Below are 22,773 nucleotides of genomic sequence, written 5' to 3'. Positions count from 1 at the left end.
ATCCGCAGCGCCGGCCTACCCGCCATCAAGCACCGCCCGCAGCTCGGCCTGCAGCTGGCGGGTGACGCGGCCCCGCTTCTGCGGGCTGGCGTCACCCGCGACCCTTGCGTCGCGCTCATCCGACACGGTGCGACCCCACAGGTATGCGGCGGCATATTCGACGACGAACGGTTCGACGCCGAGCGCTTTCGCCATCCGCCGTTCGGCCTCACCGGATCTACGGTGCACGTCGCGCAGCACACCCGCCGGGGCGTTGGCGATGTCGGGGTTGATGGCCCGCACCGCATCGATCTGGTCGTAGTGCGCTGCGAATGTGAACCGCATCTGGTCTTGGCCGGTCGACGTGTCGTTCACTCTGACCTCTACGGGATCGCCATTCAGGAACCGCGCTAGCGCCTTCCCGGAAAGAGTGAGTTCGTTTGTGAGGGAGATGAATCCATCGGAGCGTGTCAGGTCCGCTAGGGCGACTGATTCCCCGCGTATGTCACCCAGCGCGGCCGCGAGCGCAATCAGAGTGGGGAGAGTGGGGGAGACGCGGCCGGCTTCGAGGTCTGAGATACGGCCGGTGCCCCAGTTCAGCCCCCAGCGTCGTGTCGCTGTGGCCAGCTCGTCGGCGGTCACTGAACCGCGAAGGAGTCGCGCGTTCCGCGCAACTACCTGCGGCAACGCTTCCGCGTCTTGTCCACCGAACACACTAGGGACAGTACTCGTATTCACAAGGTTTGACAATCCCGCGCGGAGTGGGCATCCTTAAAGTACAAGCCTTGTGATTTCAAGGTTGTGATCTACCAGGAGAAAATAATGACCACCCCCGCCCCCGCCCTCAATCTCGACCTGCCCGAAATCGCGACACCAGCACAGGTCTCCGCTGTCGTCGGCAAATCCCAGCCCGCCCTCGCGCAAGACCGCAACCGCGGTCGCGGAATCCCCTACATCCGGCTCGGATTCCGCATCCGCTACCTACGCACCGACGTCGAAAACTACATCCTGGGGAATCGCGTCCCCACTGATGCGCCCATCGGAGGGGCCGCCTAACACCGTAGACCACAACGTAATTCACTCACCAGCTCCGCGGGGCCAACAGGCCAAATAATTGACGGGCCGCGAGCACCACCCGAAGGAGCTGCGCCATGGAGGCGCCCACAAAAGAAGAAGGCCCCGGCCAGAACCGGGGCACCTCAACATCAGTTAGTAAATCCATTCTAGCACAATGCGATTCCACGACATTCGACAAGTGGGGTATAGATTGGCGCCGAAGAGTGCAACGCGCCATGACTGACGAACACTACTTCGACATGTGCCCGAGGGGCGTCCAGGAAGCCGCGTTGCGGGCCATGGGGCGAGGCGGTGACTCCGCATGAGCGCCATCAACGCTACCGCCGACCTGGCGGGAGCAGCAACGGCTTACGCCCTCGATGGAAAGCCCGTGTTCCCGGTGAAACCCCGCGACAAAGCGCCAGCTACCGGACGCGGTTTTCACGACGCATCGGCTCTATACACGCAAGTCGATAAATGGTGGGGTCAGAACCCGCAATGCAACATCGGCATGCCAATACCGGCGGGCCACGTCTGCGTCGACGTCGACCGCAACCACGACGGGCTCACCAAATGGGCCCAATTGGTAGCCGAGCACGGCGGCCTACCCAGCACTTGGGAAGCCGACACCGGCGGCGGCGGCAAGCACTACGTGTTCCGCACGACGGTGAAAGAGTTCGAAGGCAGGATCTGCCCCGGCGTCGATATACGAGCTGGCGGTAGGCATTACATCGTCGTCCCGCCCAGCATCCACAAGAGCGGCAACCAGTACCGTTGGGTCACCCCGCCGAGCGAGCCCGCCGCGCAAGCACCAGCATGGCTGGAACAGTTCATCACCAAGGGCAGGCAGCGCGAAAAAGTACCGGCTGCAGTGCAACCCGCCACCGACCAACGCGAATCCGCAGCCGACCAGTACAGCGCCACAGCCAAATGGGCGGCAATCCTGCCGCCGCACGGATGGGTGGTCGTTCACGGCGACGGCGACGAACACGGCTCTCGCTGGCGCCGCCCAGGCGCCGATTCCGAATCGTCCGCGTCGATCCTGCATGACCAATCGGCCACACCGCTGCTGCACGTGTTCTCCACCAGCGCAGAACCGTTCGACGCTGATAAAACGTACACCCGGTTCGCCGCCCACGCTCTGCTCAACCACGGAGGCGACATGAGTGCAGCAGCCAAAGCACTCACGCCGCCGACCGACTACGGCCGCACCGACTTCGGATACGGGCCGGCTCTGAACGAGACCGCCACGGGCGTTGGCGCCGACACAGACCAGGTGGGTGTGACGTGGCAACCGATCGACCTCGGACCCTACCTACGGGGCGAAATCACCCCACCACAACCCACGCTCGGCGTCGCACGCGACGACGGGCAACGCTGCCTCTACCGCGGCCGCGAACACGCCGTCATCGGCGAAACGGAGTCCGGTAAATCGTGGTTCTGTCTGCTGTGCGCGGCTGCCGAAATGCGAGCCGGTAACCGTGTCGTCTACATCCACTTCGAAGAGGCTGACCCCAGCTCCACAGTGGAACGCCTCAAATTCCTCGGCCTGAGTGACGACACCATAAGCGCTCAGCTGGTGTTCATCGGCCCCGCCGAACAGGTCCGCCGTGAATGGCTCCTCGCACTAATGGAACCTCCGCCGACGCTGGTTGTCCTCGACGGGGTTAACGAAGCGATGGCGTTGCACGGCGCAGAGATCAAAGCCGCCGAGGGTGCCTCAGAGTTTCGACGCCGGCTCGTGACACCGTTCCTCCGAGCCGGGGCCGCTGTGCTGTCCTGTGACCACCTGCCGATGGGAACAGACCACACCCGCCGCGACGCCTACGGCACGGTCCACAAGGGCAACGCGATCGACGGAGCACGGTTCGTCCTCGTGAACAAGGAACCCTTCGGTCGCGGCATGCGCGGCATGTCACATGTCTACCTGACGAAGGATCGCCCCGGCGCGCTGCGGATCCATGGGCGGCAGACCGGGGTGCCCGGCAAGTCGTACTTCGGTGCGCTGGCCATCGATGCCACCGGGAGCAGCCCCGAGCTCTGGGGCTTCTACCCCCCGCGGGACACAGACCGAGAGGGCGGGATCGAGGGCGGCGATCCCGTAGCCGAAGCGGTCGTTGGCGACCTCGCGAAGGCGGGCGGCTCAGTGGACTCGTTCAACAAGCTGTGCGCGATGATGCGGACCAACGGGATGGGCTACCAGCGGACCCGCATCCGCGACGCTGTGGACGATCTCGTTGTCGCGGCCCGGCTGCTTGAGGTGCCGGGTGCACGAGGAGCAGTTGGGTACCGGCTGCCCGATGCGACTGGTTCCGCGGGCTGCTCTGACGAGGCGGCCGCATGAAAACTCATCCGGGTAGCAGCGATGGGGTACGTGACTGGTTCCCGCGACCGGTATCCCTAAGTAGAGAACCAGTCAGAAAACGGTCGCACAGTAAAAAACACTGTGCACCACCGCGTTCTTTTTCACCGGTTCCGGAACCAGTGGGAACCAGTCGGAACCAGTGGGTTTTTTGCCAACCGGAATCACCAGATTCGGCCGATGAAGCGGCGACAGCCGACCCCCTCGTCCCGCAACGTCGGCGCTGGCGCCGTCCGTCGCGGACAACAGCGATATTGACCCTTCGGGGTCGGCGCTATCAGTTCGACCATGTAATCGAGGCCAACGAAGGGAACGGCCGCCGTCTACTACTGTGCCTCGCTGGCGACGAGGCCGCCGCGGTCATTGAGTTCTACCCGTTGACGAAACAGCGTCGCCGCGGCGGTGACCGATGAACGGCCCGGAGCTGGCCGCGCTGATGGGCGCGTGGGTCGCTGTGCCGCGGATGCCCGATGCCGCCTGCCGCGCAGAGACATGGATGGCAGACCTTGACGTCAGCTCAAGCGCCGGGGAGCAGATTGACGCCGGAATCGAAACCTGCCTCGGCTGCCGCGAGTTGCAGCGCTGCAGCGACTGGTTGGATTCGCTGCCAGCGGATCATTACCCGCGCGGCGTTGTGGCCGCCCGTCTAGTCGACCCCGCTGCGTATCAGACAGCCCGGGCGGCGATGGTGGCCGTGCTGAAACCGCACCCACCGAAGGTAGCGCCACGTCCGCGTGGTCCGCGAAGGCCGGCGCGGCGGCTGCTCGCTGCCGTGGAGGCCGCCAGTGATGGATTGACGCCGCGGGAAGCGGCTGTGGCGCTGCACAGCCCGGATGTGACCACGACGCAGATCGAGCTAGCTCGTCAGGGGCTACAGCGGCTGGTTCTCCGTGGCTGCGCCGGACGGGTTGACTCGCAACGAATTCACTGCTCCGAGTCCATGGTGGCCGGTGAACTCTTCGATGACAATGCGCTGACGCCGGCCCGTCCGGCAGGCGCGGCCGGGCGCGCCGCGGAAGCATGGCCTAGACACCGAGCCAAGAACAGGCAACGTCGGCGGCGCAACGCCCGGAAAGCACGCAAAGGCAACAACACTCGAGGGACGAAACAGTGACCGCGAACGTCATTGACTGGGACGCGCGGATACGCGCTCGCCTAATGGCAGATGGCGCCGTGAGAGTGCCGCCGAGGATTGCTCAGATGCTTGACCAGCGGGTCCAGATGTTAGCGGAGCAACGGAAGATGTTGCGGGACAGTGACGCAGAGGCTTACGAGGTGTTGTGTGCCCTATATCTTTCGCGTCTTGGCCACGAGCAGAATGTGTTTCCATCTCCCCGAATATCCGGTAGCGGACAGGGTTTGGACGCGAGCGCCACCCAGCAGACAGACTCAGAACAGTTGACCACACCACAGGCAGCGAAACGCCTCGGCGTCTCAGACCGAACAGTGAGACGTTGGTGCGAATCCAAACGCCTACCCGCCAGATGGCACGGCGGACGGTGGCACATCAACGAGCATGACCTACGCGTCGCCCAAGCGGCGACCGCAGCCTGACCGGAAGGGAACCCACAATGGCCGAGATCGCCGACACAAAAATGGCAATGTCAAAGATCCGTAGCAGCTTCGCCCAAAAATGCGAATCGATCCGCGCCGATTCGCGCTTCACAGAAGCCGGGCGACGCCAAGAACTCGCCAAAACCTTGCTCGCGCACCGCAAGCAGGCAGCCGCGTTGCGTAATGGCACCACGCTCGACAACGACGCGACCCGCGCGAAGATGATGACCAAGGTGTTCGGGCTGCCGGCTGGCTCCGATGCCGGATCGATCCTCGCCTGGCGCGACGGGGTAGACCGTGCATCGCAGCTACGGAGCGGAAAAGACCTGCAGGACATGTGTGACCGTGCGACCCGAATGGGGGACCATTTGCTTGCGCGCGCCGCCGCGGCCCGGGCCTTCGAACTTGGGATCCGCGACGTCGCGAAGGACTACGCGGAGGCCGCCGGCCTGGACAACGAGTTCGACGATTTGGTGGCGACACCCACGTCGAACATGGCCAGCGCGGCCCTGTTCTCGGTCCCGACCCCGACCGAGTTGCGCGCCGTCGTGGGAGGCGTGTCTGACGACATGCTGCAGCGCGTCGCCGACGGCGACTCGTGAACGATGCAGCCCGGGAGGCGCGGCGCGACGCGAAAGCCGTTGCCGCCGAAGCATTGCGTGGCGTCCGCAAGTCCACAGCGCTTCCGCGCCGGCTGGGATTCCTGACCGGCGCCTCTGTGCCCGTCGAGGGCCGCATTGCACCGCGGAAGCCGTGGGAGGACGTGGGGTGAGAGCCCCAAAGACTGTGCGGATCAGGCGCCGGCCCGGTGTTGTCATGGCCCGCCAGGGCCGCGGCTGCCTACCCGTACGGCCCGCCGGTGGCCGCGTTGTTTACTTCGCGAGCAGCGCGGCACCGGCGGCAACCAACACTTGAGGAGTAAAAGTGAAGACGCTAACCATTCACCGACCCGCCGCACCCGAACCTGCCGACTTATGTTGGGGCGTTGAGGGAGAGATAGCGCTCCCCACGCAGCCTTGCGCAGGGACCAACCCAGACTGCGGCTGCGACCGATCCCTCATCGGCCTTAACTCTCATGCCGCCAGCACCACGGTGCGGGTCACCGAGTCGGAGCTGACGTTCGAAGACCTGGTGACCGCTGTCGCCGGCTACTACGAGAACGCCTGGGGTGCAACGCCACACGAAGCCGCAGACCTCGCCGCCGCAGTCGTCGGCGAAGCAACCGACGTCGCCACATACCACCGAGCCGGCACAGTGCTACGCCCGTGGTTCGACGACGCCGCACAGGAATGGCGCTACCGCATCGCCAGCGGTGTCTTATGAGCACCTCACGTCGATCAGGGTGGCAACGCCAAGGCAAACCGACAGCCTCGAGCCAGGTCGCCCGCACCTACCAGTGGCAGCGCACCCGGAGGCGGATCCTTCGGCGGGACGATGGGGAATGTCAGATCCGGGGGCCGCGATGCCTGGTCGACGCCACCGAGGTCGACAAGATCACGCCGATCTCGCTGGGCGGATGCGACACCGACGAGGACAACTTGCGCGCAGTCTGTGTTCCGTGCCATCGCAGCAAGACAGCTCGAGAGGCCGCTGCCGCTGGCGTGGCGGCACGGGCACGTCGTAGTGGGAAGCGTCCACCCCGGACGCACCCATCCGACGTCCTACTAGGGGATGCGTAGCATGGCTATAGAGTTTGCTATACGTAGGACCATCGCACCGTTGATACATAAATATGCACTTCGGTGGAGGAGCGAGCAACGCCTCGACCTGCATATACCTGGGGGGAGTCCCCCTGAGCTGCGGTTACAGCTGACCGGCCGACATAGCGCGAAGCAAAATGTCGGGTTCCACGAGTCCACATGGACGCATAATATGCATGTCACTTGTTTGCTGGCCGTTGACCTGCGGAGATGCCCGCCAGCGTGTGCGTCAAGGCCCCCAGTTAATTGCCGTTATCTCGGCCAAAAACTGGGCCATATCGGAAGGAAACACGGACAAAGATGAGCACCACACAACGGGGCAGACCACCGTCCACGGAAACCAGGATCCGCCGACAGTACGACGAGTTGCTCGAGGATATCGGCGGGGGACGCATCGACTTCAGCCCCGACGAACTCGAAATGATCGAAGCGGCGGTGCGTCTCGGGAAACGCATTGACATGCTCGGTGTCGCGTTGGCCGCCGAGGCTGGCAAGGAGAAGCCGGATCCGAAAGTGCTGGTACGCATCAGCGCCGAGATGCGTGCCAGCGAGAAGGAGTCCATGTTGACCGCTGGTCGTGTGCGGCGCGGCCTGGAGAAGGCGATCGCGGCGGATAAGCCTGCGGACGTCCGTTTACGTGTCGCCGGACATAGCGGTGGGAGACGCTGATGGGGCGCCTACGTGTGCCGGCAAGCCAGCCGGTGTCGGATTACGACGACTCGGGTGACTGGTTCCGCGGCTTGATGTGCCTCGAGTACGCAAAAAAGACTGGCGTGGTGGATGATTCGTGCGCCGAGGTGGCGAACTACCTGGACGCCTGGGAGGCCGCGAACGGCGGCCCGCCGAGGCGGCTGGACGGGGCGCGCATGTCGTCGTGGCCGGCGTTCTGCGGCGGCCGTGAACGGTTCTCCTGGCCGGGTGGGTCTGGTGAGCGGAAGCTGTCCGCGGTCGCGGTCCGTGAGGGCTGGTACGCCCCGATCGATTGCCTGGACCTGTGATGCTGCGCGGGTTGTGGCGCCTGCGGTGGTGGTCGCTGCGATGCCGCGTGGCCGAACTCGAGCAGCGGGTCGAGGCGTTGGAGGCTGGCTAACCTTACTTGATCCGGTCACGCTGGGCGTGAACCGATTTCACCACCTCGTGGGAAATCTGGCGAACCATGTAGGGAACCGGGTTCGTCATGGGCATCGGATCGGTCCAGCCCTCCTGGGCTCTCGGCGTGGGATTTCGGGAGGCAGCTCCGCTGCTGCGGCGCTCGGCCGCGCCTGGCCCGACCGGAATCATCGGGCCTGTGAGCGCCCGCCCCTCGGGTCCCTCGCTGTACGTCCATCCCATCGAATTGAAGTTTGCGATCTTGTTGTACGAGTCCAGGATCTCGGGGTCGATGTGGGCGCCGCCCTCTTTGTTCACCAGGGCCAGCACGAAGTCCTTACGCGAAAAGAGCTTCCCATCAGCGTCTTTCACTACCGGATCCGTCCACCACATCTCGAGATACAACCGAGATCCCCGAGGCAGGACGATCGTTGTCCGCATCGGGGCCGGCCGGAAGTTGTCCAGGGGTGCACGGTAATGCGGCTCCGCCTCACCGTCTTTGATGGTTATCCCTTGTTGGATCAGTCCGAACGTGGGCATCCAATTCCGGGGGTCTGGTCGACCGGCAGTAGCTACCCAGGTCAGGGTGTTCTCAAGTCCGAGCTGGTTGATGAGCGCATGCGACCCCCGGGGGTTCTTCTCGGCGGTGTGGTGGAACAGGACCCGCAGGGTGACGGCGAGTCGCTTGGACTCGCTCAGGTGGCCTTGGTCGAACAACTCATTCGACCGTTCCAGGAACTCGATCTGTTCCTCGAAGGCTTCGAGGAGTTGCTCACGTGTACGCGGTGGCATGGGTGGGACGCTACGCGCGAGGTATGACACAGCCCGCCGCCCGCGGGTGGGGATACTTCGGCGTGGCATGCGCGGCACCAGTGCTGGCTGCGGCGTCTTTGGTGGGTCGTCTACGCCGGTAGTAAAACTTGTCGTACCGTTGGGGTATACACAATGCGAAGCAGGGTTACCCACAGATTATCCGCAACGTTATCCACAGAAAGGGGCGAAGGTCATGGCGGACATCTACTCGGCGACGACGATCGCCAAGTGGTTCGTTGATTGGGCAAACTCCGACGACGCCGAGCTAAGCAACCTGAAACTGCAGAAGCTGCTTTACTACGCTCAAGGGCATTACCTTGCAGCTAACGATCGTCCGTTGTTCCGCGACGACATCCAGGCGTGGTCTCACGGCCCGGTCGTTCCCGACGTCTACCACGCTTTCAAAGGGTTTGGCGCTGGTCCGATTAGCTTGCCGGATGATGATCCGTTCGAGTGGGACGATGTCGATTCGGCGACAAGCCAATTCCTCGCGAAGGTGTGGAACACCTACGGAAGTGTCGCCGCGTGGAAACTGCGGAACATGACGCATGCAGAGGCCCCGTGGATGGAGCACTTCGCCCAGGCCGAACGGCACGTGGTTATCCCGAAAGAAGAGATCAGGGCTTACTTTCAATTCAGGGCCGGCTAGCCAAAGGTGCCAGACCGGAAGAGTCGACAGAAGGCGTCGAAGCCAGCGCTGTCGTCCGATGACCTATCGTCGCCGCCCCTGGTGCGGCGCGATTATCAAGAATCGACACCTGTGTTCTGTCTGCACCACCTACACAACGGATACGACGTAAAAGCACTGGAAGACAAGGACGCTCAAGCCCAGCTAGCGCTCGCCATGCACAAATGCGCACAGTTGCAATGGAAACAGATTCACCAGACCGGGCGCAAAGCCTCCGGCACCGAAATGATACCGGCGGACCAGATCAAAGCCCCCATACCGCCCAAGTTCGCCGACCAGGACAAGTTCATGGCGTTTCGGTACAACGGGAAACTTCCCATGGTTGGGGTCCGCATCAACGATGTCTTCCACGTCTTGTGGGTCGAACGGCAGTTCGGCGACGTGTACGACCACGGCGCCTAGCCAAACGCCTGCGTTAGCAGTCGCCTACCTCTTCGATGACCTTCTTTAATGGCGGGGCCGGGCGAGCGTCGGTGTCATAGCCCGGATTGTCTGAGGCCCAGGCGATCTCGGAACAGTAGCCCGGCCCGGTGGGCTCGCCCGTCGGCCAAGTGTCAACGGTGGGCTTGCACTGCGAGAGGTCCGCGTCACCGACCTCGAAGGCGCTGTCTAGGAGGCGCGGCCGGCGTTCCCAAACAATCAGGTCACGGGTTGTAGGCATATCGCAAGGACCCGCCGCGGGAACGGGTTTCACACCGGGCGTCGCGCTGGCCACGCTGGATGCTGGTGATAGGAACGGCAATACGGATATCACGAACAGGCAAGTTGATGCGGTTGCTGCCCGGACCACTGCGGTCGCCCTCGATGGCATAACCGTTAGTACCCGCCGCCGCACGCACATGGCAGCACCCCCGCCATCGTCTGGGTGTCGTGCACTTCGTGAGGTGGTCAATTACGTTGCTTCCCTTTGGTGCTGGTGTCATTGGTCAGTGGAATAGGCTCACGATGAAGCCGACAAGCATGCAGCCGCCGACCAGTGCGCCGATGACGACCAGGGTCGCCTGGTTCTCCGACATCCGGCCGAGCCAGTTCGCGGTCGGCGAGGCGGGCATCCCGTTTGTGCGTTGCACGTGGCCGGCCGCGTCGACGCTGACAGTGGTGCGCTTCTCGCCGCCGGTGGCCGCCATGACGATCCACACCGGAAGCCAGAAACCGCACAAGAGCACGGTTACCAGCAGATGCAGAACGTGGTTGACTGGCTTGCCCATAGACACGATCGCGGACGTCGGCGTGCGCGCCTCGATGCGGCCACCGCGCGCCACCACCGCCATCAGCTCCTGGTCGAGCGCGGCTGCGCGCTGCGAGTCGGACAGCATTACGTCACCTCCGGTAGGCCATGGAAAGCGGCCCAAGATAACAATCCGGACCTGTAGCGCGGGCGGGAATCCTTTGTCCTCATATAAAGGTCACAGGAACAGCGCCCCACCGAGGTTGCCGTGATGCGGGCGAACCGCTGTCGAACGTCCCGGCCTAACGGCGGTCGCGCTAGCGTTGGCCGAAATCCTCGACGACAAGAGACATGTAGCGACTCAGGCCGCTGCGGCACGCCAGTTCATCGCGATACTAGGCACGCTCTCGAAGCGAACGCAGCGTCGCGGGAAGCTGGCCGTGGTCAAGTCGATGACCACGAGTTCTCCCTCGGCTTAGGTTGTTTAGTACAGGTAGACCACTGCGTCATTTGCCCCCGTGCAGGTAACCACATGGGACCCGATGCAAGTCATCACATAGCTCTGGCTAGTGACAGGACTCATGACATTCAGGGTTATTGGTGCACCTCGTGGATCTTGCCGAAGGTACTGTGCGCGCACCGCTTCAGCGAATGGGCAACTGGTTATCTCCGTTCCAGCCGCCGAATTGCTTAGCGGGATGTTCACGGCATTGGATGAGCAGTGCGTAGCATTCGGCGGGAGTGTTTCGGCAGCCGAGACCGGCGCGGGAGACTCAAGCCGGGGCTGCGGATAAGTAACCGTCGACGTTGAGGGTCGCTCCGTTACGGTCTGAGTGGCGGTCGCGGTTACTTGTTGGCTGCCACCATTGTCGATCATGAACGGGCGATAGGCATTAATGATCGCGATCACGAAGATTATCGCCGACGCAACGATCGCAGCCCACCGCCAAGCACCTGACCAAGCCGCTTGCGAAGGATGACGGTAGTCATGACTCGCAGCCGTACCGACTTGTACGGCCACAATTGCCGCTGTCACGGTTAGTACCGCCGAGCAAATGACAACTAGCCAGAGACCCCACCCCACTTGCGCGACGCCGGGTACTCCGAATACCACTTTCGAAAAGGATGTGACCGTGGCGATGTTGACCAAAGCGATGGCTAGACATCCGACGCCGGCCACGAGGACCGCCCATGCGATTGGCACCGCCCACCGAAGACTGAAGCTTGTTCTGCCCCAATTGATTTGGACGAACAAGGCGACGGCTGCGATCGCGCCAAGGATGAGGGTAACAAGCCCCCAATCCCCGCGAAAATCCATACCACCAAGGCTGAGTGGCCCGAGAGATGCCCACGTGCCGATGCTGCCGACAACTATCCCCACGCCCGCAACAATCGCCGCGATCAAGTTCGGGAGATAGAAAGGTGCGGTGCTCAGCGGCCCCGGCAGTGGGTAGTCCAGTGGTGCGCCAGCATCCGCCGGCGGCCATGGTGTCGCGCCTGGCTGGCGGATAAAGTCCGTATTCTCTTGATCGTTTCCCATTGCTGCCATACCGACCCCCGACTTGCCTGCGTTTGGTGACGTTGCCCGATTCGTCGATGGGAGCCTATGCGGTTATGCAATTATCCGCATCGAAAATAGTGAAAATCTCTGTGGCGTCTCGTATTTCGTCGTAAATATCCCCCGCCGCTGTTACGCGACTGCTCCTCAGCGTGACAGTCAACGGTAGGGCGGCAAGCCCACGTCGTCGAGCGCCCACCAGCGCTTTGCGAGTTCGATGCGGCTGCTGTTGTTAACGATGTCGCTCAGGCTGCGGATATGCGGGTAGTCGAGGTAGTGCAAACCGCCTTCACCAGTTTCTAAGACTGTGGAATACCAAGAGCCGTCGCCGACATGGATGGCGGCATCCCACTCCTGTGAGCCCTTAAGGGTGAAACGCACGACCGCGTGCTCCGCCTCCAAGATCGCGGACGCTGCAGCCCACTTAGTGGCAACCGAAAACGTGTTGGTTCGTGCGATCAGATCTGCCCAGTATTCGATCTTATTGACTGGATTCCATCCAAACCTGTTAATGGGCGCGCTGTCATCGGCGCGCTCGACTCGCGCTGTCGTCCGGAAACGTTTATCACCGAGACTGACTGCGACATAGTCATAGTTGACACCCGAACGGAAACGGATGATCGTTCCGCGCGGAAGCTCAGGCATCGCGGTTGTAACCGACGGGGAATGAACCGCCTTGCGATGCCGGACGCCGACGGGCGGCCAGAGCGCCAGGATGTTTTTCTTCACGTTCAACTCCGTAGGTGATGTCTCATGTGGTGACGGCGTCCGATTCGTCGATGGGAAGCGTAGACACTTCCGCGCTTACTCACATCGGGAATTGTAAAAACTCTGGAGCCGGCCTTGTACGCTTCCAAATGTGCAACGGATTCTCGACATTGACTTGGACTTCTTTGTAACTCCACCTGTCTTCAGTCCGTCCAGTCAGTCGCGGGCCAGCGCTGATGACTACTCGGTGTGGCCAGCTGATCGGGCGATGAAATTTCTTCGTGAACAGTGTGGGCTCGTCAAACGGCTACCCGGAGTCGTCACCGAGAACCACGGCGATTTGTTCGCCCGGTGGCGCGATGCTATAGATGGCTCAGTACTTGAGCCGCCTTTTCACGTGACGCATCTAGATGCCCACGCAGACTTGGGGCAAGGCGACGGCGGCTACGTGTACTTGTTGACATCACTGCTTTTTGAGCCGCCCGAGAATCGCGCGCACCCAAAAGTTGACGGTCAACGCGGGCTCACCGACGGTAACTGGCTATTGTTCGCAATCGGCTGCAGGTGGGTCGCCGACCTCATCTATGTGTACGGCGAGGGTGGGGGCAGTGACGAACCAAATCACGTGATGCAAGGCTTCACCCAGGGCGCCGACCGCATCCAGCTCGCGGCTATGGGCAAACAAGAGCTGAACAAGGTGGTTCCATACCTCAAAAGCCCACCCAGAATCGACCACCTAGAGCCTGAGGTTTCGTATCGGTCGTGTGCCGCAGGTGATTTCGAGGCGGAGGCGCCCTACGACTTCGTGTGCCTTACTCGGTCGCCGCCGTACACTCCACGGACGGCTGATCCCCTGTACGAGCAAATTATCGACGCTTTCATTGAGCCGATTCGCGTTGCTGATAGTTGAGTGCAATTGCCCGTCGAACGTCGACGGTCCGTTCGTTGCGTTCATCCAGCAGCGCATCAGCCACAGCTATCGACGGCAGCGGCCCACCCCGCTCCCGAGCCGCATCGCGAAGAGCCGCCACCAATATCAGCTCGGAATCGATGGTCGCGATGTCACGCATGCGCGGAGCCTAGGTCTGGTCAGGTGGGGTTTCACTTCACCCTGCGAACGTTCGCGGACTGCACATCTCGGATGTTGTGCCGAATGGCTACCTAACTCGCTTTAAATGCCAGGGTGATTGCCACTGCGACTCCAGGCGAAGAGGCCGACTCCCGAAGAACAACGCCGGCAGGCTCAAGATTTCGTGGCACCTCGAACCGCAGAATGAGATTTGCATTCAGTCCTGGGTTGAGGTCCAACACCGCTGCGGATGACGTTTCACCGTTGTCGAATCTCAGAACCTTGTCCACTGAAAACTCTCGACCCTGAATGTCAATGAGCCTTTGATAGCCCCCATTGAATTCCGCGGCTTGGTTGCCAACGTTCCTTAGCGATATCTCCACGAACACTTCCGCAGGTCCAGCCGGATTGGAATCATCCTCGGTAGCCCTAGTGACCGTGAAGGCGAGGTTGCCGTCTCGGACTTCTTTGCCCTCAGCACCTAACGGCGGAACCGTTGTTGCAACGGTTGTCGTCGCCGCGACCGGCGGCGCCGATGTACCAACGGTGACCGTCTGGGTCACGGTTTGTGCGGATGGGGGCGGCTTTGAGCTGCACGCCCCGACGAACGCAATCACGAGTGGCGCCACAAGCAACATGGCGCCTCTAGCCCACACAGGTTGAAGCACCTAGGCACTGGGGCACAGGTCAGCCATCGCATAGTTCACGATGTCATTGGCCTGTGCGGGGTCGACCCCATTGGAGCCCTGACCGGTGTCAGAGTTGTACAGCACCTGCGCTCTCAGCTGCGGGAGCGACGTGCCGTTAGAGAGCTGTCGACACATATCCCACCCCACCTGCAGCAGTGCTGCGTCACCGCTGGCGTCGCTGATCCCGGCATTGTGCAGGTCGTTGAGATAGGCGGTCTCGTCGGCGTGGGCAGGTGCCGCGAACGCGATCCCAGCGACCGCGGCCCCAGCCGCCAAAGTAGTTGTGGCGATGAAATCTCCATGGAACAACATGCTCCCAAACCTCCGTGTTCGGTGATGTTGCTGTTCGGTGACGTTGCCCGATTTGTCGATGGGAGCGTAAACCCTTTTGCGGTTTGTTATATGGGGATTTGTGAAAATTCTTCAGCGAATTGACTCCGCCCGCGCCGGCCCGCAACCGGCGAGGATCGGGCCGGTGCGGCCCCAGACCCGTGTAATGCTCATAGGCAGCGGCCCACCCCGCTCCCGAGCCGCACGGCGAAGAGAGGACCAAGGCGGGGCTATATGTTGGGCGGTGCCGCAGGCGGCGTTCCGGCGGGTAGATACGGGTGTGGGTGTCGGATTGCATGGATCTATCCCTCTCGTTTTGGTCACCGCTTATTCATCGAATTTGACCGTCAATTGGCGTTAATTGGTGTGACGCAGCGGATCGCCGGATGCATCAGTTGCCTTAAGGCTCAATGCGATTCGGTAACTAGGTGTCAACCTTTGGAATGCACTGGTATGCGGCAAAGCCTAATCACCGAATACGCGCCCGGCATTAGCCCGGCCCGCCACCGGTTCCTGACCCGCAATCGCCTGGTGGCCGCCACGGCGGGGGCCGCCGTGGTGGTCGAAGCGGGGCTGCGCAGCGGCGCGGCCAACACCGCTGCCTGGGCGCGGGCGCTGGGACGGGTGGTCGCCGCGGTGCCCGGGCCCATCACGTCGTCGGCGTCCGCGGGGTGCCACGAGCTGCTGCGCCACGGCGCCGAGCTGGTCACCCGCGCCGAGCATGTCGTCGAACTCGTCGGCCACATCGGCGAACTGGCCCGCGAGGAGCCGCACCCGGCGACGCCGCTCGACGGGCTCAGCGGCGCCGAGCGCCGCGTCTACGAGGCACTGCCGGGCCGCGGCGCCGCCACGGTCGACGAGATCGCGGTCGCCTCGGGGATGGTGCCCGAGCTGGCGCTGGGGCCGCTGGCGATGCTCGAGCTGGCCGGCCTGGTGCAACGCCAGGACGGGCGGTGGCGCATCGTCCGGGCCGCAGCAGGTCAAGCTGCGTCGACGAAGCGACTCGTATAGTCGAGCGGGGGCTGAGGTTTAGACAGGAGGAAATAGTGGCGGGTCGACCACTGCAACGCTTCGAAGTTGTCGGTACCGAACAACTCACACGGCACATGGTGCGAATAGTGCTCGAAGGCAAGGATTTTGACGCGTTCGTGCCGAGCAAGTTCACCGACTCCTACGTCAAGCTGGCGTTCGTCGACGACGACGTGGACGTGGCGGGCCTGCCCCAGCCGCTGACCCTCGACAGCTTCGCGGACCTGCCTGCGGAGAAAAAGCCTTCGGTGCGCACGCTCACCGTCCGCCGTGTCGATCTCGACCAACGCCGCATCACGCTCGACATCGTCAGCCACGGCGAGCACGGCATTGCGGGCCAGTGGGCGACGGCCGCCCGGCCCGGCCGACCCATCTACCTGATGGGCCCCGGCGGTGCGTACACACCTGACCCGGCCGCGGACTGGCACCTGCTGGCCGGCGACGAATCGGCGCTGCCGGCCATCGCCGTGGCGCTGGAAGCCCTGCCACCCAGCGCGGTCGGCAAGGCCTTCATCGAGGTCGCGGGCCAAGAGGACGAGATCCCGCTGACCGCCCCCGACGGCGTCGAGGTGAACTGGGTCTACCGAGGCGGCCGCGCCGACCTGGTTCCGGAGGACCTGGCGGGCGACCACGCGCCGCTGATCGATGCCGTCACCAGTGCTCCCTGGCTGCCCGGCCAGGTGCACGTCTTCATCCATGGCGAGGCCCAGGCCGTCATGCACAATCTGCGCCCCTACATCCGCAAGGAGCGGGGGGTGGACGCCAGATGGGCGTCGTCGATCTCGGGATACTGGCGTCGCGGCCGCACCGAAGAGACCTTCCGGCAATGGAAGAAGGAACTGGCGCAGGCGGAGTCGGCGACCTCGTCAGCCTGACGCCCGCCTGGCATTGTCTATCGCATGGCATTCGGCGACTACCAGAACGAGATCTACTTCAAGGGCCTGGGCGGGGTGGCGCCCGCGCTGCCGATGGCGTTCGCCGAGCTGGAGGCGCGGGCCGAGCGGGCCATGCCGCCGTCGGTGTGGTCCTACGTGACCGGTGGCGCCGGCGACGAACGCACGCAGCGCGCCAACCGGGAGGCGTTCGACCGCTGGGGCCTGATCCCACGCATGTTCGTCGGTGCCAAAGAACGCGACCTGTCGGTGAAGATGTTCGGCCTGACCTTGCCGTCGCCGGTGTTCATGGCGCCGATCGGCGTCATCGGCATCTGCGCGCAAGACGGTCACGGCGACCTGGCCACGGCGCGCGCGGCCGCGGCCACCGGTGTCCCGATGGTCGTTTCCACCCTGACCGCCGACCCGTTGGAAGACGTCGCCGCGCAGTTCGGCGACACCCCCGGCTTCTTCCAGCTGTACACGCCCAAGGATCGTGACTTGGCCGCCAGCCTGGTGCGCCGGGCCGAGGCCGCCGGGTACCAGGGCATCGTCGTCACCCTCGACACCTGGATCCCCGGGTGGCGCCCGCGCGACCTCAGCACGGCCAACTTCCCGCAGTTGCGCGGCCTCTGCCTGAGCAACTACACCAGCGACCCGGTCTTCCGCGCCGGCCTGCAGCGCCCGCCGGAAGAGGACCCGCAGGGCACGGTGCTGCAGTGGGTGACGACCTTCGGAAACCCCTTGACCTGGGAAGACCTGCCCTGGCTGCGGTCGCTGACCGACCTGCCGCTGATCATCAAGGGCATCTGCCACCCCGACGACGCCCGGCGCGCCAAGGACGGCGGCGTCGACGGCATCTACTGCTCCACCCACGGCGGACGCCAGGCCAACGGCGGCCTGCCCGCCCTCGCGTGCCTGCCCGGTGTCGTGGAGGCCGCCGACGGGTTGCCGGTCGTGTTCGACTCGGGCATCCGCAGCGGCGCCGACGTCGTCAAGGCGCTCGCACTCGGCGCCACCGCGGTGGGCATCGGCCGGCCGTACGCCTACGGCCTGGCGCTCGGCGGCACCGACGGCATCGTGCACGTGCTGCGCTCGATCCTGGCCGAAGCGGACCTCATCATGGCCGTCGACGGCTATCCGGCGCTGGAAGATCTCACCCCGGACACGCTTCGGCGCGCCGACTAGAGCCCCCGGGCCGCAGCTGCGACCGTGGGGGAGTGCAGGCGATCCTCGACGAATTCGACGAGTACCTGGACCTGCAGTGCGGCCGGTCGGCGCACACCCGGCGCGCCTACCTCGGCGACCTGCGCTCGCTGTTCGCCTTCCTCGGGGACCGCGGCGCCGGTCTGGACGGGCTGAGCCTGCCGCTGCTGCGCTCCTGGCTGTCCGCCGCGGCCGCGGCCGGTGTCGCCCGCACGACGCTGGCCCGGCGCACCTCGGCGGTCAAGGCCTTCACCGCGTGGGCCGTGCGGCGCGGCCTGCTGACCGCGGACCCGGCCGGCCGGCTGCAGGTGCCCAAGGCGCACCGCACCCTGCCCGCGGTGCTGCGCCAGGATCAGGCCGCCGACGCCATGGCCGCCGCCAAATCCGGTGCGCAGCAAGGTGATCCGATGGCGCTGCGCGACCGGCTGATCGTGGAGATGTTGTACGCCACCGGAATCCGGGTCAGCGAGCTGTGCGGCCTGGACATCGACGACGTCGACACCCGGTATCGGCTGCTGCGCGTGCTGGGCAAGGGCAACAAGCAGCGCAGCGTGCCGTTCGGCGGGCCGGCCGGCGAGGCGCTCGACGCGTGGTTGGCCGACGGGCGCCCGGCGCTGGCGAACGCCGAGTCGGGCCCGGCGCTGCTGCTGGGCGCGCGCGGCCGCCGGATCGACGTTCGCCAGGCCCGCACGGTGGTGCATCAGACCGTCGCCGCGGTGGCGGGCGCGCCGGACATGGGGCCGCACGGCCTGCGGCACAGCGCGGCCACCCACCTGCTCGAGGGCGGGGCCGACCTGCGCGTCGTCCAGGAGCTGCTCGGCCATTCGAGCCTGGCGACCACCCAGCTGTACACCCATGTCGCGGTGTCCCGGTTGCGCGCGGTGCACGATCAGGCCCATCCCCGTGCGTGACGAGCGCCGGCTCCGCGGTTCAGCGGTTTGAGCCGGATCGGGGTGGATCCCAGCAGGCCCAGCGGATCGACGTACTTCGCGCCCGACGCCGGACCCCACATCGCTCCCCAGTGCAAACACGCCGCGACCGGGCACCCGGCGTGCCCGCCGATCAGCTCCCCGATCACCGTCGCCGCCGTCACCCGCTGGCCGGGCCGCACGACCGCGCGGACCGGCTCGTAGCTGGTGTGCAATCCGCCGGGATGGGCCAGCGACACCACCGGCCGTCCGGCCAGCGGCCCGGCGAACACCACGGTCCCGGCACCGGCGGCGTACACCGGCTGACCGGCGCTACCGGCCAGGTCCACCCCCCGGTGTCCGGGATTCCAGTTCGGCGCCGGGGCGTCGAAGCCCCGGGCTATGGATCCCAAGGCCGGGGGCGGCCGCAGCGGCCAGTCCAGGCGTTCTCCGGCGGCACCCGCCGGCACCGCGCTGACCAGGCCCGCACACAACAGCACCACTGTCCACCGCATCCCGGCAGTTCAGCGCGTCGCCGCCGGCCCGGCCACCCGGCCCCGCCGGTTCTGTGGACCACCGGGCCCGGTTGGGGAAGCGTGGCAAAACCACCTGCTGACTCGGTGTAAACTGCTTCCTCGCAGCTCGTTCGCGGGCTGACTTCGCGCGTCTGCGCCGCGTCTCCGGTTTCACGAGGAGTTCGCAATCGCATGCCGGGCGGTCCCGGCCGGGGTTTCCCGGCCGGGTCCGGCATCGCAGCAGCCGCCAGGGCCCGGCCTCACCCGATGCCGGGCGACAACCGACACAAGTAAGGCACAACCATGGCCGTCGTAACCATGAAGCAGCTGCTCGACAGCGGCACCCACTTCGGGCACCAGACCCGTCGCTGGAATCCCAAGATGAAGCGGTTCATCTTCACCGACCGCAACGGCATCTACATCATCGACCTGCAGCAGACGCTGACCTTCATCGACCAGGCGTACGAGTTCGTGAAGGAAACCGTCGCCCACGGCGGCAGCGTGCTGTTCGTCGGCACAAAGAAGCAGGCGCAGGAGTCCGTCGCCGCCGAGGCCACCCGCGTGGGCATGCCGTACGTGAACCAGCGCTGGCTGGGCGGCATGCTGACCAACTTCTCCACCGTGCACAAGCGGCTGCAGCGCCTCAAGGAGCTCGAGGCGATGGAGCAGACCGGTGGCTTCGAGGGCCGCACCAAGAAGGAAATCTTGATGCTGACCCGCGAGAAGAACAAGCTGGACCGCAGCCTCGGCGGTATCCGCGACATGGCCAAGGTGCCGTCGGCCATCTGGGTCGTCGACACCAACAAGGAGCACATCGCCGTCGGCGAGGCCCGCAAACTGGGCATCCCGGTCATCGCGATCCTGGACACCAACTGCGACCCCGACGAGGTCGACTACCCGATCCCGGGCAACGACGACGCGATCCGCTCGGCCGCGCTGCTGACCAAGGTGATCGCCTCCGCGGTCGCCGAGGGCCTGCAGGCCCGCGCCGGTGTCGGCCGCGGCGACGGCAAGCCCGAGGCCGAAGCCGCCGAGCCGCTGCCCGAATGGGAGCAGGAGCTGCTGGCCTCCGCGGCCGCCAGCGCCACCCCCTCTGTTCAAGACGCCGCATCGGGCGCCGCTGAACAAACCACTGAAACCTCATAGGAAGGCTGACCATTGGCGAACTTCACCGCTGCCGACGTCAAGCGGCTTCGGGAACTCACCGGTGCCGGCATGCTCGACTGCAAGAACGCGCTGGCCGAGAACGACGGCGACTTTGACAAGGCCGTCGAGGCGCTGCGCATCAAGGGCGCCAAAGACGTCGGCAAGCGTGCCGAGCGTGCGACGGCCGAGGGTCTGGTCGCGGCCCAGGGCGGCGCGCTGATCGAGCTGAACAGCGAGACCGACTTCGTCGCCAAGAACGCGGAGTTCCAGGCGCTGGCCGACCAGATCGTGGCCGCGGCCGCGTCGGCGAAAGCCAAGGACCTCGACGGGCTCAAGGGCGCCAGCGTCGGTGACAAGACCGTCGAGCAGGCGATCGCGGAGCTGTCGGCCAAGATCGGCGAGAAGTTGGAGTTGCGTCGCGTCGCGAACTTCGACGGCACCGTCGAGACCTACCTGCACCGGCGGGCGGCCGACCTGCCCCCCGCGGTGGGCGTGCTGGTCGAGTACTCGGGCGGTGGAACCGCCGCGGACAAAGAGGCCGCCCACGCCGTCGCACTGCAGATCGCCGCGCTCAAGGCCCGCTTTCTGTCCCGCGACGACGTGCCGGAGGACGTGGTCTCCAGCGAACGCCGCATCGCCGAGGAAACCGCCAAGGCGGAGGGGAAACCGGAGCAGGCCCTGCCCAAGATCGTCGAGGGCCGGCTGAACGGCTTCTTCAAGGACGCGGTACTGCTCGAGCAGCCGTCGGTGTCCGACAGCAAGAAGACCGTCAAGGCGCTCCTCGACGACGCCGGTGTCACGGTGACGCGCTTCGTCCGCTTCGAGGTGGGTCAGGCCTGATTCGGGCCGCCCGCGCGGCACCGGCCGGGGCTCGCGTAAACCGGGAAATCTCCCGGACGCGCGGGTGCGCGGGCTAGCGTCGGTGTCATGCGACACGTGCACGCGTTCGGCGACGACGCCCTTGGCGACCTGGACGCGGTCGCCCTGGCCGACGCCCTGAAATCCGGCCGCGTCGGCAGGGCCGAGGTGGTCGAGGCGGCGATCGCCCGCACCGAGGCCGTCGACCCGCTGCTGAACGGGTTGGCGTACGCGGCTTTCGAGCAGGCGCGGGCGGCCACGGCGGGCCCGCCGAGCGGCTATTTCGGCGGCGTCCCGACGTTCATCAAGGACAACGTCGACGTCGCCGGGCAGCCCACGATGCACGGCACGGACGCGTGGGCGCGCCGGAATGCCGGCGCGGACAGCGTTTTCACCGAGGTGTACCTCGCCACGGGGCTCACCGCCCTGGGCAAGACGCAGCTGTCCGAGTTCGGGTTCAGCGCGTCCGCCGAGCACCCGCGGCTGGGTTCGGTCCGCAACCCGTGGGACACCGACTACACCGCCGGCGCGTCGTCGTCGGGTTCGGGTGCCTTCGTCGCCGCCGGGGTGGTCCCCATGGCGCACGCCAACGACGGCGGCGGTTCGATCCGGATTCCGGCCGCGTGCAACGGGCTGGTCGGGCTCAAACCCTCGCGCGGACGCCTGCCACTCGACGCGATCCTGCGCCGCATGCCGGTGGGTGTCGTCGCCAACGGAGTGGTGACCCGCTCGGTCCGTGACACCGCGGCCTTCTACCGCGAGGCCGAGCGGATCTGGCGCAACCACAAGCTCGCACCGATCGGGGACGTCACCGCTCCCTGCCGGCAGCGGTTGCGGATCGCGGTGCTGACCCGGTCGGTGCAGCGTGAGTGCAGCCCGCCGGTGCGGGAACTCACGTTGAAGACCGCCGCCCTGCTCGAGGAGCTGGGACACCGGGTCGAACACGTCGACGACCCCCCGGTCGCGGCCAGTTTCGTCAACGACTTCGTGCTCTACTGGGGGTTTCTGGCGCTGGCCCAGGTGAGCGGCGGGCGGCATATGTTCGGCGCGACCTTCGACCGCAGCAAGCTGGACAGCCTGACGCTGGGCCTGCTGCGCCACACCAGCCGCAACCTGCACCGCCTGCCGATGGCGATCGTGCGGCTACGGCGGGCGCGCGGACGCACCGCGCAGTTCTTTCGCACCTACGACGCGGTGCTCACGCCGACCCTCGCGGACGAGACGCCCCGCATCGGATACCTGGCGCCCACCGATTACCACCAGGTGATCAGCCGGCTGATCGACTGGGTCTCATTCACGCCGCTGCACAACGTCACCGGCGAACCCGCGATCTCGCTGCCGTTGGCCCAATCCGCAAGCGGCTTGCCGGTGGGCATGATGCTGTCCACCGATATGGGCCAGGAGGCGCTACTGCTCGAGTTGGCCTATGAGCTCGAAGAGGCGCAGCCGTGGGCGCGCATCGACGCTTCTGCGTGA

28 protein-coding genes and 1 pseudogene are annotated in these 22,773 nt (G+C 65.2%); 20 read left to right on the top strand and 9 right to left on the bottom strand.

From position 1 onward, the window contains the following. Positions 1-15: 15 nt before the first annotated feature. Complete coding sequence (locus OQ789_RS06660) at positions 16-354, bottom strand: hypothetical protein (RefSeq protein WP_324684388.1); 339 nt, start codon at positions 352-354, stop codon at positions 16-18. 447 nt (positions 355-801) lie between these two features. Between OQ789_RS06660 and OQ789_RS06655 the strand changes: the two genes are divergently transcribed. From OQ789_RS06655 to OQ789_RS06615, 10 genes are all read left to right on the top strand, one after another. Beyond that, positions 802-1,035 carry a helix-turn-helix domain-containing protein gene (locus OQ789_RS06655; RefSeq protein ID WP_324684386.1) on the top strand — a complete coding sequence of 78 codons (234 nt, stop codon included), beginning with the start codon at positions 802-804 and terminating at the stop codon, positions 1,033-1,035. A gap of 322 nt (positions 1,036-1,357) precedes the next feature. Next, on the top strand, positions 1,358-3,379 hold the full coding sequence (locus tag OQ789_RS06650) for a bifunctional DNA primase/polymerase (protein ID WP_324684385.1): 2,022 nt from the start codon (positions 1,358-1,360) through the stop codon (positions 3,377-3,379). A gap of 427 nt (positions 3,380-3,806) precedes the next feature. Continuing rightward, positions 3,807-4,511 (top strand): hypothetical protein, encoded by a 705-nt coding sequence (locus tag OQ789_RS06645; protein ID WP_324684384.1) that lies wholly within the window; start codon positions 3,807-3,809, stop codon positions 4,509-4,511. 44 nt (positions 4,512-4,555) lie between these two features. After that, positions 4,556-4,951: a helix-turn-helix domain-containing protein gene (locus OQ789_RS25955; protein WP_420716062.1), complete on the top strand. Its 396-nt coding sequence runs from the start codon at positions 4,556-4,558 to the stop codon at positions 4,949-4,951. A gap of 17 nt (positions 4,952-4,968) precedes the next feature. After that, the gene (locus tag OQ789_RS06640) at positions 4,969-5,553 is read left to right on the top strand and encodes a hypothetical protein (RefSeq protein ID WP_324684382.1); all 585 of its coding nucleotides are present in this window, start codon (positions 4,969-4,971) and stop codon (positions 5,551-5,553) included. Next, a complete protein-coding gene (locus tag OQ789_RS06635) occupies positions 5,550-5,723 on the top strand; it encodes a hypothetical protein (protein WP_324684381.1) in 174 nt (57 codons plus the stop codon). The genes OQ789_RS06640 and OQ789_RS06635 overlap by 4 nt, the downstream gene beginning before the upstream one ends. Positions 5,724-5,875: 152 nt before the next feature. Continuing rightward, positions 5,876-6,274: a DUF7715 family protein gene (locus OQ789_RS06630; protein ID WP_324684704.1), complete on the top strand. Its 399-nt coding sequence runs from the start codon at positions 5,876-5,878 to the stop codon at positions 6,272-6,274. Then, entirely contained in the window at positions 6,241-6,630 is a 390-nt protein-coding gene (locus OQ789_RS06625) for an HNH endonuclease signature motif containing protein (protein ID WP_324684380.1), read from the top strand. Before OQ789_RS06630 ends, OQ789_RS06625 begins: the two co-directional genes overlap by 34 nt. Positions 6,631-6,951: 321 nt before the next feature. Next, the gene (locus OQ789_RS06620; RefSeq protein ID WP_324684378.1) at positions 6,952-7,320 is read left to right on the top strand and encodes a hypothetical protein; all 369 of its coding nucleotides are present in this window, start codon (positions 6,952-6,954) and stop codon (positions 7,318-7,320) included. Then, entirely contained in the window at positions 7,320-7,649 is a 330-nt protein-coding gene (locus tag OQ789_RS06615; RefSeq protein WP_324684376.1) for a hypothetical protein, read from the top strand. Before OQ789_RS06620 ends, OQ789_RS06615 begins: the two co-directional genes overlap by 1 nt. 94 nt (positions 7,650-7,743) lie before the next feature. Here OQ789_RS06615 and OQ789_RS06610 read toward each other — a convergent pair whose 3' ends face one another. After that, positions 7,744-8,532: a hypothetical protein gene (locus OQ789_RS06610; protein WP_324684375.1), complete on the bottom strand. Its 789-nt coding sequence runs from the start codon at positions 8,530-8,532 to the stop codon at positions 7,744-7,746. 214 nt (positions 8,533-8,746) lie between these two features. On the opposite strand from OQ789_RS06610, the gene OQ789_RS06605 reads away from it, so the two are divergent. Next, on the top strand, positions 8,747-9,202 hold the full coding sequence (locus OQ789_RS06605) for a Panacea domain-containing protein (protein WP_324684373.1): 456 nt from the start codon (positions 8,747-8,749) through the stop codon (positions 9,200-9,202). Between the two features lie 81 nt (positions 9,203-9,283). Next, on the top strand, positions 9,284-9,643 hold the full coding sequence (locus OQ789_RS06600; RefSeq protein WP_324684371.1) for a hypothetical protein: 360 nt from the start codon (positions 9,284-9,286) through the stop codon (positions 9,641-9,643). 524 nt (positions 9,644-10,167) lie between these two features. Here OQ789_RS06600 and OQ789_RS06595 read toward each other — a convergent pair. The 3 genes from OQ789_RS06595 to OQ789_RS06585 all read right to left on the bottom strand — a co-directional run bounded on the left by OQ789_RS06595 (position 10,168) and on the right by OQ789_RS06585 (position 12,696). Further along, positions 10,168-10,557 carry a hypothetical protein gene (locus OQ789_RS06595; protein ID WP_324684370.1) on the bottom strand — a complete coding sequence of 130 codons (390 nt, stop codon included), beginning with the start codon at positions 10,555-10,557 and terminating at the stop codon, positions 10,168-10,170. Between the two features lie 336 nt (positions 10,558-10,893). Then, a complete protein-coding gene (locus OQ789_RS06590) occupies positions 10,894-11,949 on the bottom strand; it encodes a hypothetical protein (protein ID WP_324684369.1) in 1,056 nt (351 codons plus the stop codon). A gap of 177 nt (positions 11,950-12,126) precedes the next feature. After that, positions 12,127-12,696 carry a hypothetical protein gene (locus OQ789_RS06585; RefSeq protein ID WP_324684368.1) on the bottom strand — a complete coding sequence of 190 codons (570 nt, stop codon included), beginning with the start codon at positions 12,694-12,696 and terminating at the stop codon, positions 12,127-12,129. A 130-nt stretch (positions 12,697-12,826) separates the two neighbouring features. On the opposite strand from OQ789_RS06585, the gene OQ789_RS06580 reads away from it, so the two are divergent. Next, complete coding sequence (locus OQ789_RS06580) at positions 12,827-13,585, top strand: hypothetical protein (protein WP_324684367.1); 759 nt, start codon at positions 12,827-12,829, stop codon at positions 13,583-13,585. Here OQ789_RS06580 and OQ789_RS06575 read toward each other — a convergent pair. The 3 genes from OQ789_RS06575 to OQ789_RS06565 all read right to left on the bottom strand — a co-directional run bounded on the left by OQ789_RS06575 (position 13,554) and on the right by OQ789_RS06565 (position 14,745). After that, positions 13,554-13,745: a hypothetical protein gene (locus OQ789_RS06575; RefSeq protein WP_324684366.1), complete on the bottom strand. Its 192-nt coding sequence runs from the start codon at positions 13,743-13,745 to the stop codon at positions 13,554-13,556. The genes OQ789_RS06580 and OQ789_RS06575 overlap by 32 nt on opposite strands. 91 nt (positions 13,746-13,836) lie before the next feature. Beyond that, the gene (locus OQ789_RS06570; protein WP_324684365.1) at positions 13,837-14,307 is read right to left on the bottom strand and encodes a DUF4352 domain-containing protein; all 471 of its coding nucleotides are present in this window, start codon (positions 14,305-14,307) and stop codon (positions 13,837-13,839) included. A 105-nt stretch (positions 14,308-14,412) separates the two neighbouring features. Next, positions 14,413-14,745 (bottom strand): DUF732 domain-containing protein, encoded by a 333-nt coding sequence (locus OQ789_RS06565; RefSeq protein WP_324684364.1) that lies wholly within the window; start codon positions 14,743-14,745, stop codon positions 14,413-14,415. Between the two features lie 483 nt (positions 14,746-15,228). Here OQ789_RS06565 and OQ789_RS06560 point away from each other — a divergent pair. The 4 genes and pseudogenes from OQ789_RS06560 to OQ789_RS06545 form a co-directional block, all read left to right on the top strand. Beyond that, positions 15,229-15,774 (top strand): annotated as a pseudogene (locus OQ789_RS06560) (DNA-processing protein DprA); the annotation flags it as partial. 35 nt (positions 15,775-15,809) lie between these two features. Further along, entirely contained in the window at positions 15,810-16,667 is an 858-nt protein-coding gene (locus OQ789_RS06555) for a siderophore-interacting protein (RefSeq protein ID WP_324684363.1), read from the top strand. Between the two features lie 24 nt (positions 16,668-16,691). Further along, on the top strand, positions 16,692-17,852 hold the full coding sequence (locus OQ789_RS06550; protein WP_324684362.1) for an alpha-hydroxy-acid oxidizing protein: 1,161 nt from the start codon (positions 16,692-16,694) through the stop codon (positions 17,850-17,852). Between the two features lie 32 nt (positions 17,853-17,884). After that, entirely contained in the window at positions 17,885-18,781 is an 897-nt protein-coding gene (locus tag OQ789_RS06545; protein WP_324684361.1) for a tyrosine recombinase XerC, read from the top strand. Here the strand turns inward: OQ789_RS06545 and OQ789_RS06540 are convergent. Continuing rightward, the gene (locus OQ789_RS06540; protein WP_420716057.1) at positions 18,760-19,293 is read right to left on the bottom strand and encodes a M23 family metallopeptidase; all 534 of its coding nucleotides are present in this window, start codon (positions 19,291-19,293) and stop codon (positions 18,760-18,762) included. The two genes, OQ789_RS06545 and OQ789_RS06540, sit on opposite strands and share 22 nt — an antisense overlap. Before the next feature lie 303 nt (positions 19,294-19,596). Here OQ789_RS06540 and rpsB point away from each other — a divergent pair, with 303 nt between their 5' ends. From rpsB to OQ789_RS06525, 3 genes are all read left to right on the top strand, one after another. Then, positions 19,597-20,439, top strand: coding sequence for a 30S ribosomal protein S2 (rpsB, locus tag OQ789_RS06535; protein ID WP_324684360.1), 843 nt, complete (start codon positions 19,597-19,599; stop codon positions 20,437-20,439). A gap of 12 nt (positions 20,440-20,451) precedes the next feature. Further along, a complete protein-coding gene (gene tsf, locus OQ789_RS06530) occupies positions 20,452-21,279 on the top strand; it encodes a translation elongation factor Ts (protein ID WP_324684359.1) in 828 nt (275 codons plus the stop codon). A gap of 87 nt (positions 21,280-21,366) precedes the next feature. Next, entirely contained in the window at positions 21,367-22,773 is a 1,407-nt protein-coding gene (locus OQ789_RS06525) for an amidase (protein ID WP_324684358.1), read from the top strand.

It is taken from the genome of Mycobacterium sp. 94-17 (genome assembly GCF_035617725.1).
Taxonomy (GTDB): domain Bacteria; phylum Actinomycetota; class Actinomycetes; order Mycobacteriales; family Mycobacteriaceae; genus Mycobacterium.
Note: the sequence above shows the minus strand (reverse complement) of the source record. Positions and strands in the feature narration are given on the sequence as shown.

Excerpts from the sequence above, each read along its gene's own strand:
- OQ789_RS06550 (WP_324684362.1), top strand. The coding sequence starts at position 16,692 with ATGGCATTCGGCGACTACCAGAACGAGATCTACTTCAAGGGCCTGGGC.
- OQ789_RS06590 (WP_324684369.1), bottom strand. The coding sequence starts at position 11,949 with ATGGGAAACGATCAAGAGAATACGGACTTTATCCGCCAGCCAGGCGCG.
- OQ789_RS06625 (WP_324684380.1), top strand. The coding sequence starts at position 6,241 with ATGGCGCTACCGCATCGCCAGCGGTGTCTTATGAGCACCTCACGTCGA.
- OQ789_RS06615 (WP_324684376.1), top strand. The coding sequence starts at position 7,320 with ATGGGGCGCCTACGTGTGCCGGCAAGCCAGCCGGTGTCGGATTACGAC.
- OQ789_RS06650 (WP_324684385.1), top strand. The coding sequence starts at position 1,358 with ATGAGCGCCATCAACGCTACCGCCGACCTGGCGGGAGCAGCAACGGCT.
- OQ789_RS06565 (WP_324684364.1), bottom strand. The coding sequence starts at position 14,745 with ATGTTGTTCCATGGAGATTTCATCGCCACAACTACTTTGGCGGCTGGG.
- OQ789_RS06640 (WP_324684382.1), top strand. The coding sequence starts at position 4,969 with ATGGCCGAGATCGCCGACACAAAAATGGCAATGTCAAAGATCCGTAGC.
- OQ789_RS06525 (WP_324684358.1), top strand. The coding sequence starts at position 21,367 with ATGCGACACGTGCACGCGTTCGGCGACGACGCCCTTGGCGACCTGGAC.
- OQ789_RS06645 (WP_324684384.1), top strand. The coding sequence starts at position 3,807 with ATGAACGGCCCGGAGCTGGCCGCGCTGATGGGCGCGTGGGTCGCTGTG.
- OQ789_RS25955 (WP_420716062.1), top strand. The coding sequence starts at position 4,556 with ATGGCAGATGGCGCCGTGAGAGTGCCGCCGAGGATTGCTCAGATGCTT.
- rpsB (WP_324684360.1), top strand. The coding sequence starts at position 19,597 with ATGGCCGTCGTAACCATGAAGCAGCTGCTCGACAGCGGCACCCACTTC.
- OQ789_RS06610 (WP_324684375.1), bottom strand. The coding sequence starts at position 8,532 with ATGCCACCGCGTACACGTGAGCAACTCCTCGAAGCCTTCGAGGAACAG.
- OQ789_RS06620 (WP_324684378.1), top strand. The coding sequence starts at position 6,952 with ATGAGCACCACACAACGGGGCAGACCACCGTCCACGGAAACCAGGATC.
- OQ789_RS06655 (WP_324684386.1), top strand. The coding sequence starts at position 802 with ATGACCACCCCCGCCCCCGCCCTCAATCTCGACCTGCCCGAAATCGCG.
- OQ789_RS06575 (WP_324684366.1), bottom strand. The coding sequence starts at position 13,745 with ATGCGTGACATCGCGACCATCGATTCCGAGCTGATATTGGTGGCGGCT.
- OQ789_RS06595 (WP_324684370.1), bottom strand. The coding sequence starts at position 10,557 with ATGCTGTCCGACTCGCAGCGCGCAGCCGCGCTCGACCAGGAGCTGATG.
- OQ789_RS06605 (WP_324684373.1), top strand. The coding sequence starts at position 8,747 with ATGGCGGACATCTACTCGGCGACGACGATCGCCAAGTGGTTCGTTGAT.
- OQ789_RS06540 (WP_420716057.1), bottom strand. The coding sequence starts at position 19,293 with ATGCGGTGGACAGTGGTGCTGTTGTGTGCGGGCCTGGTCAGCGCGGTG.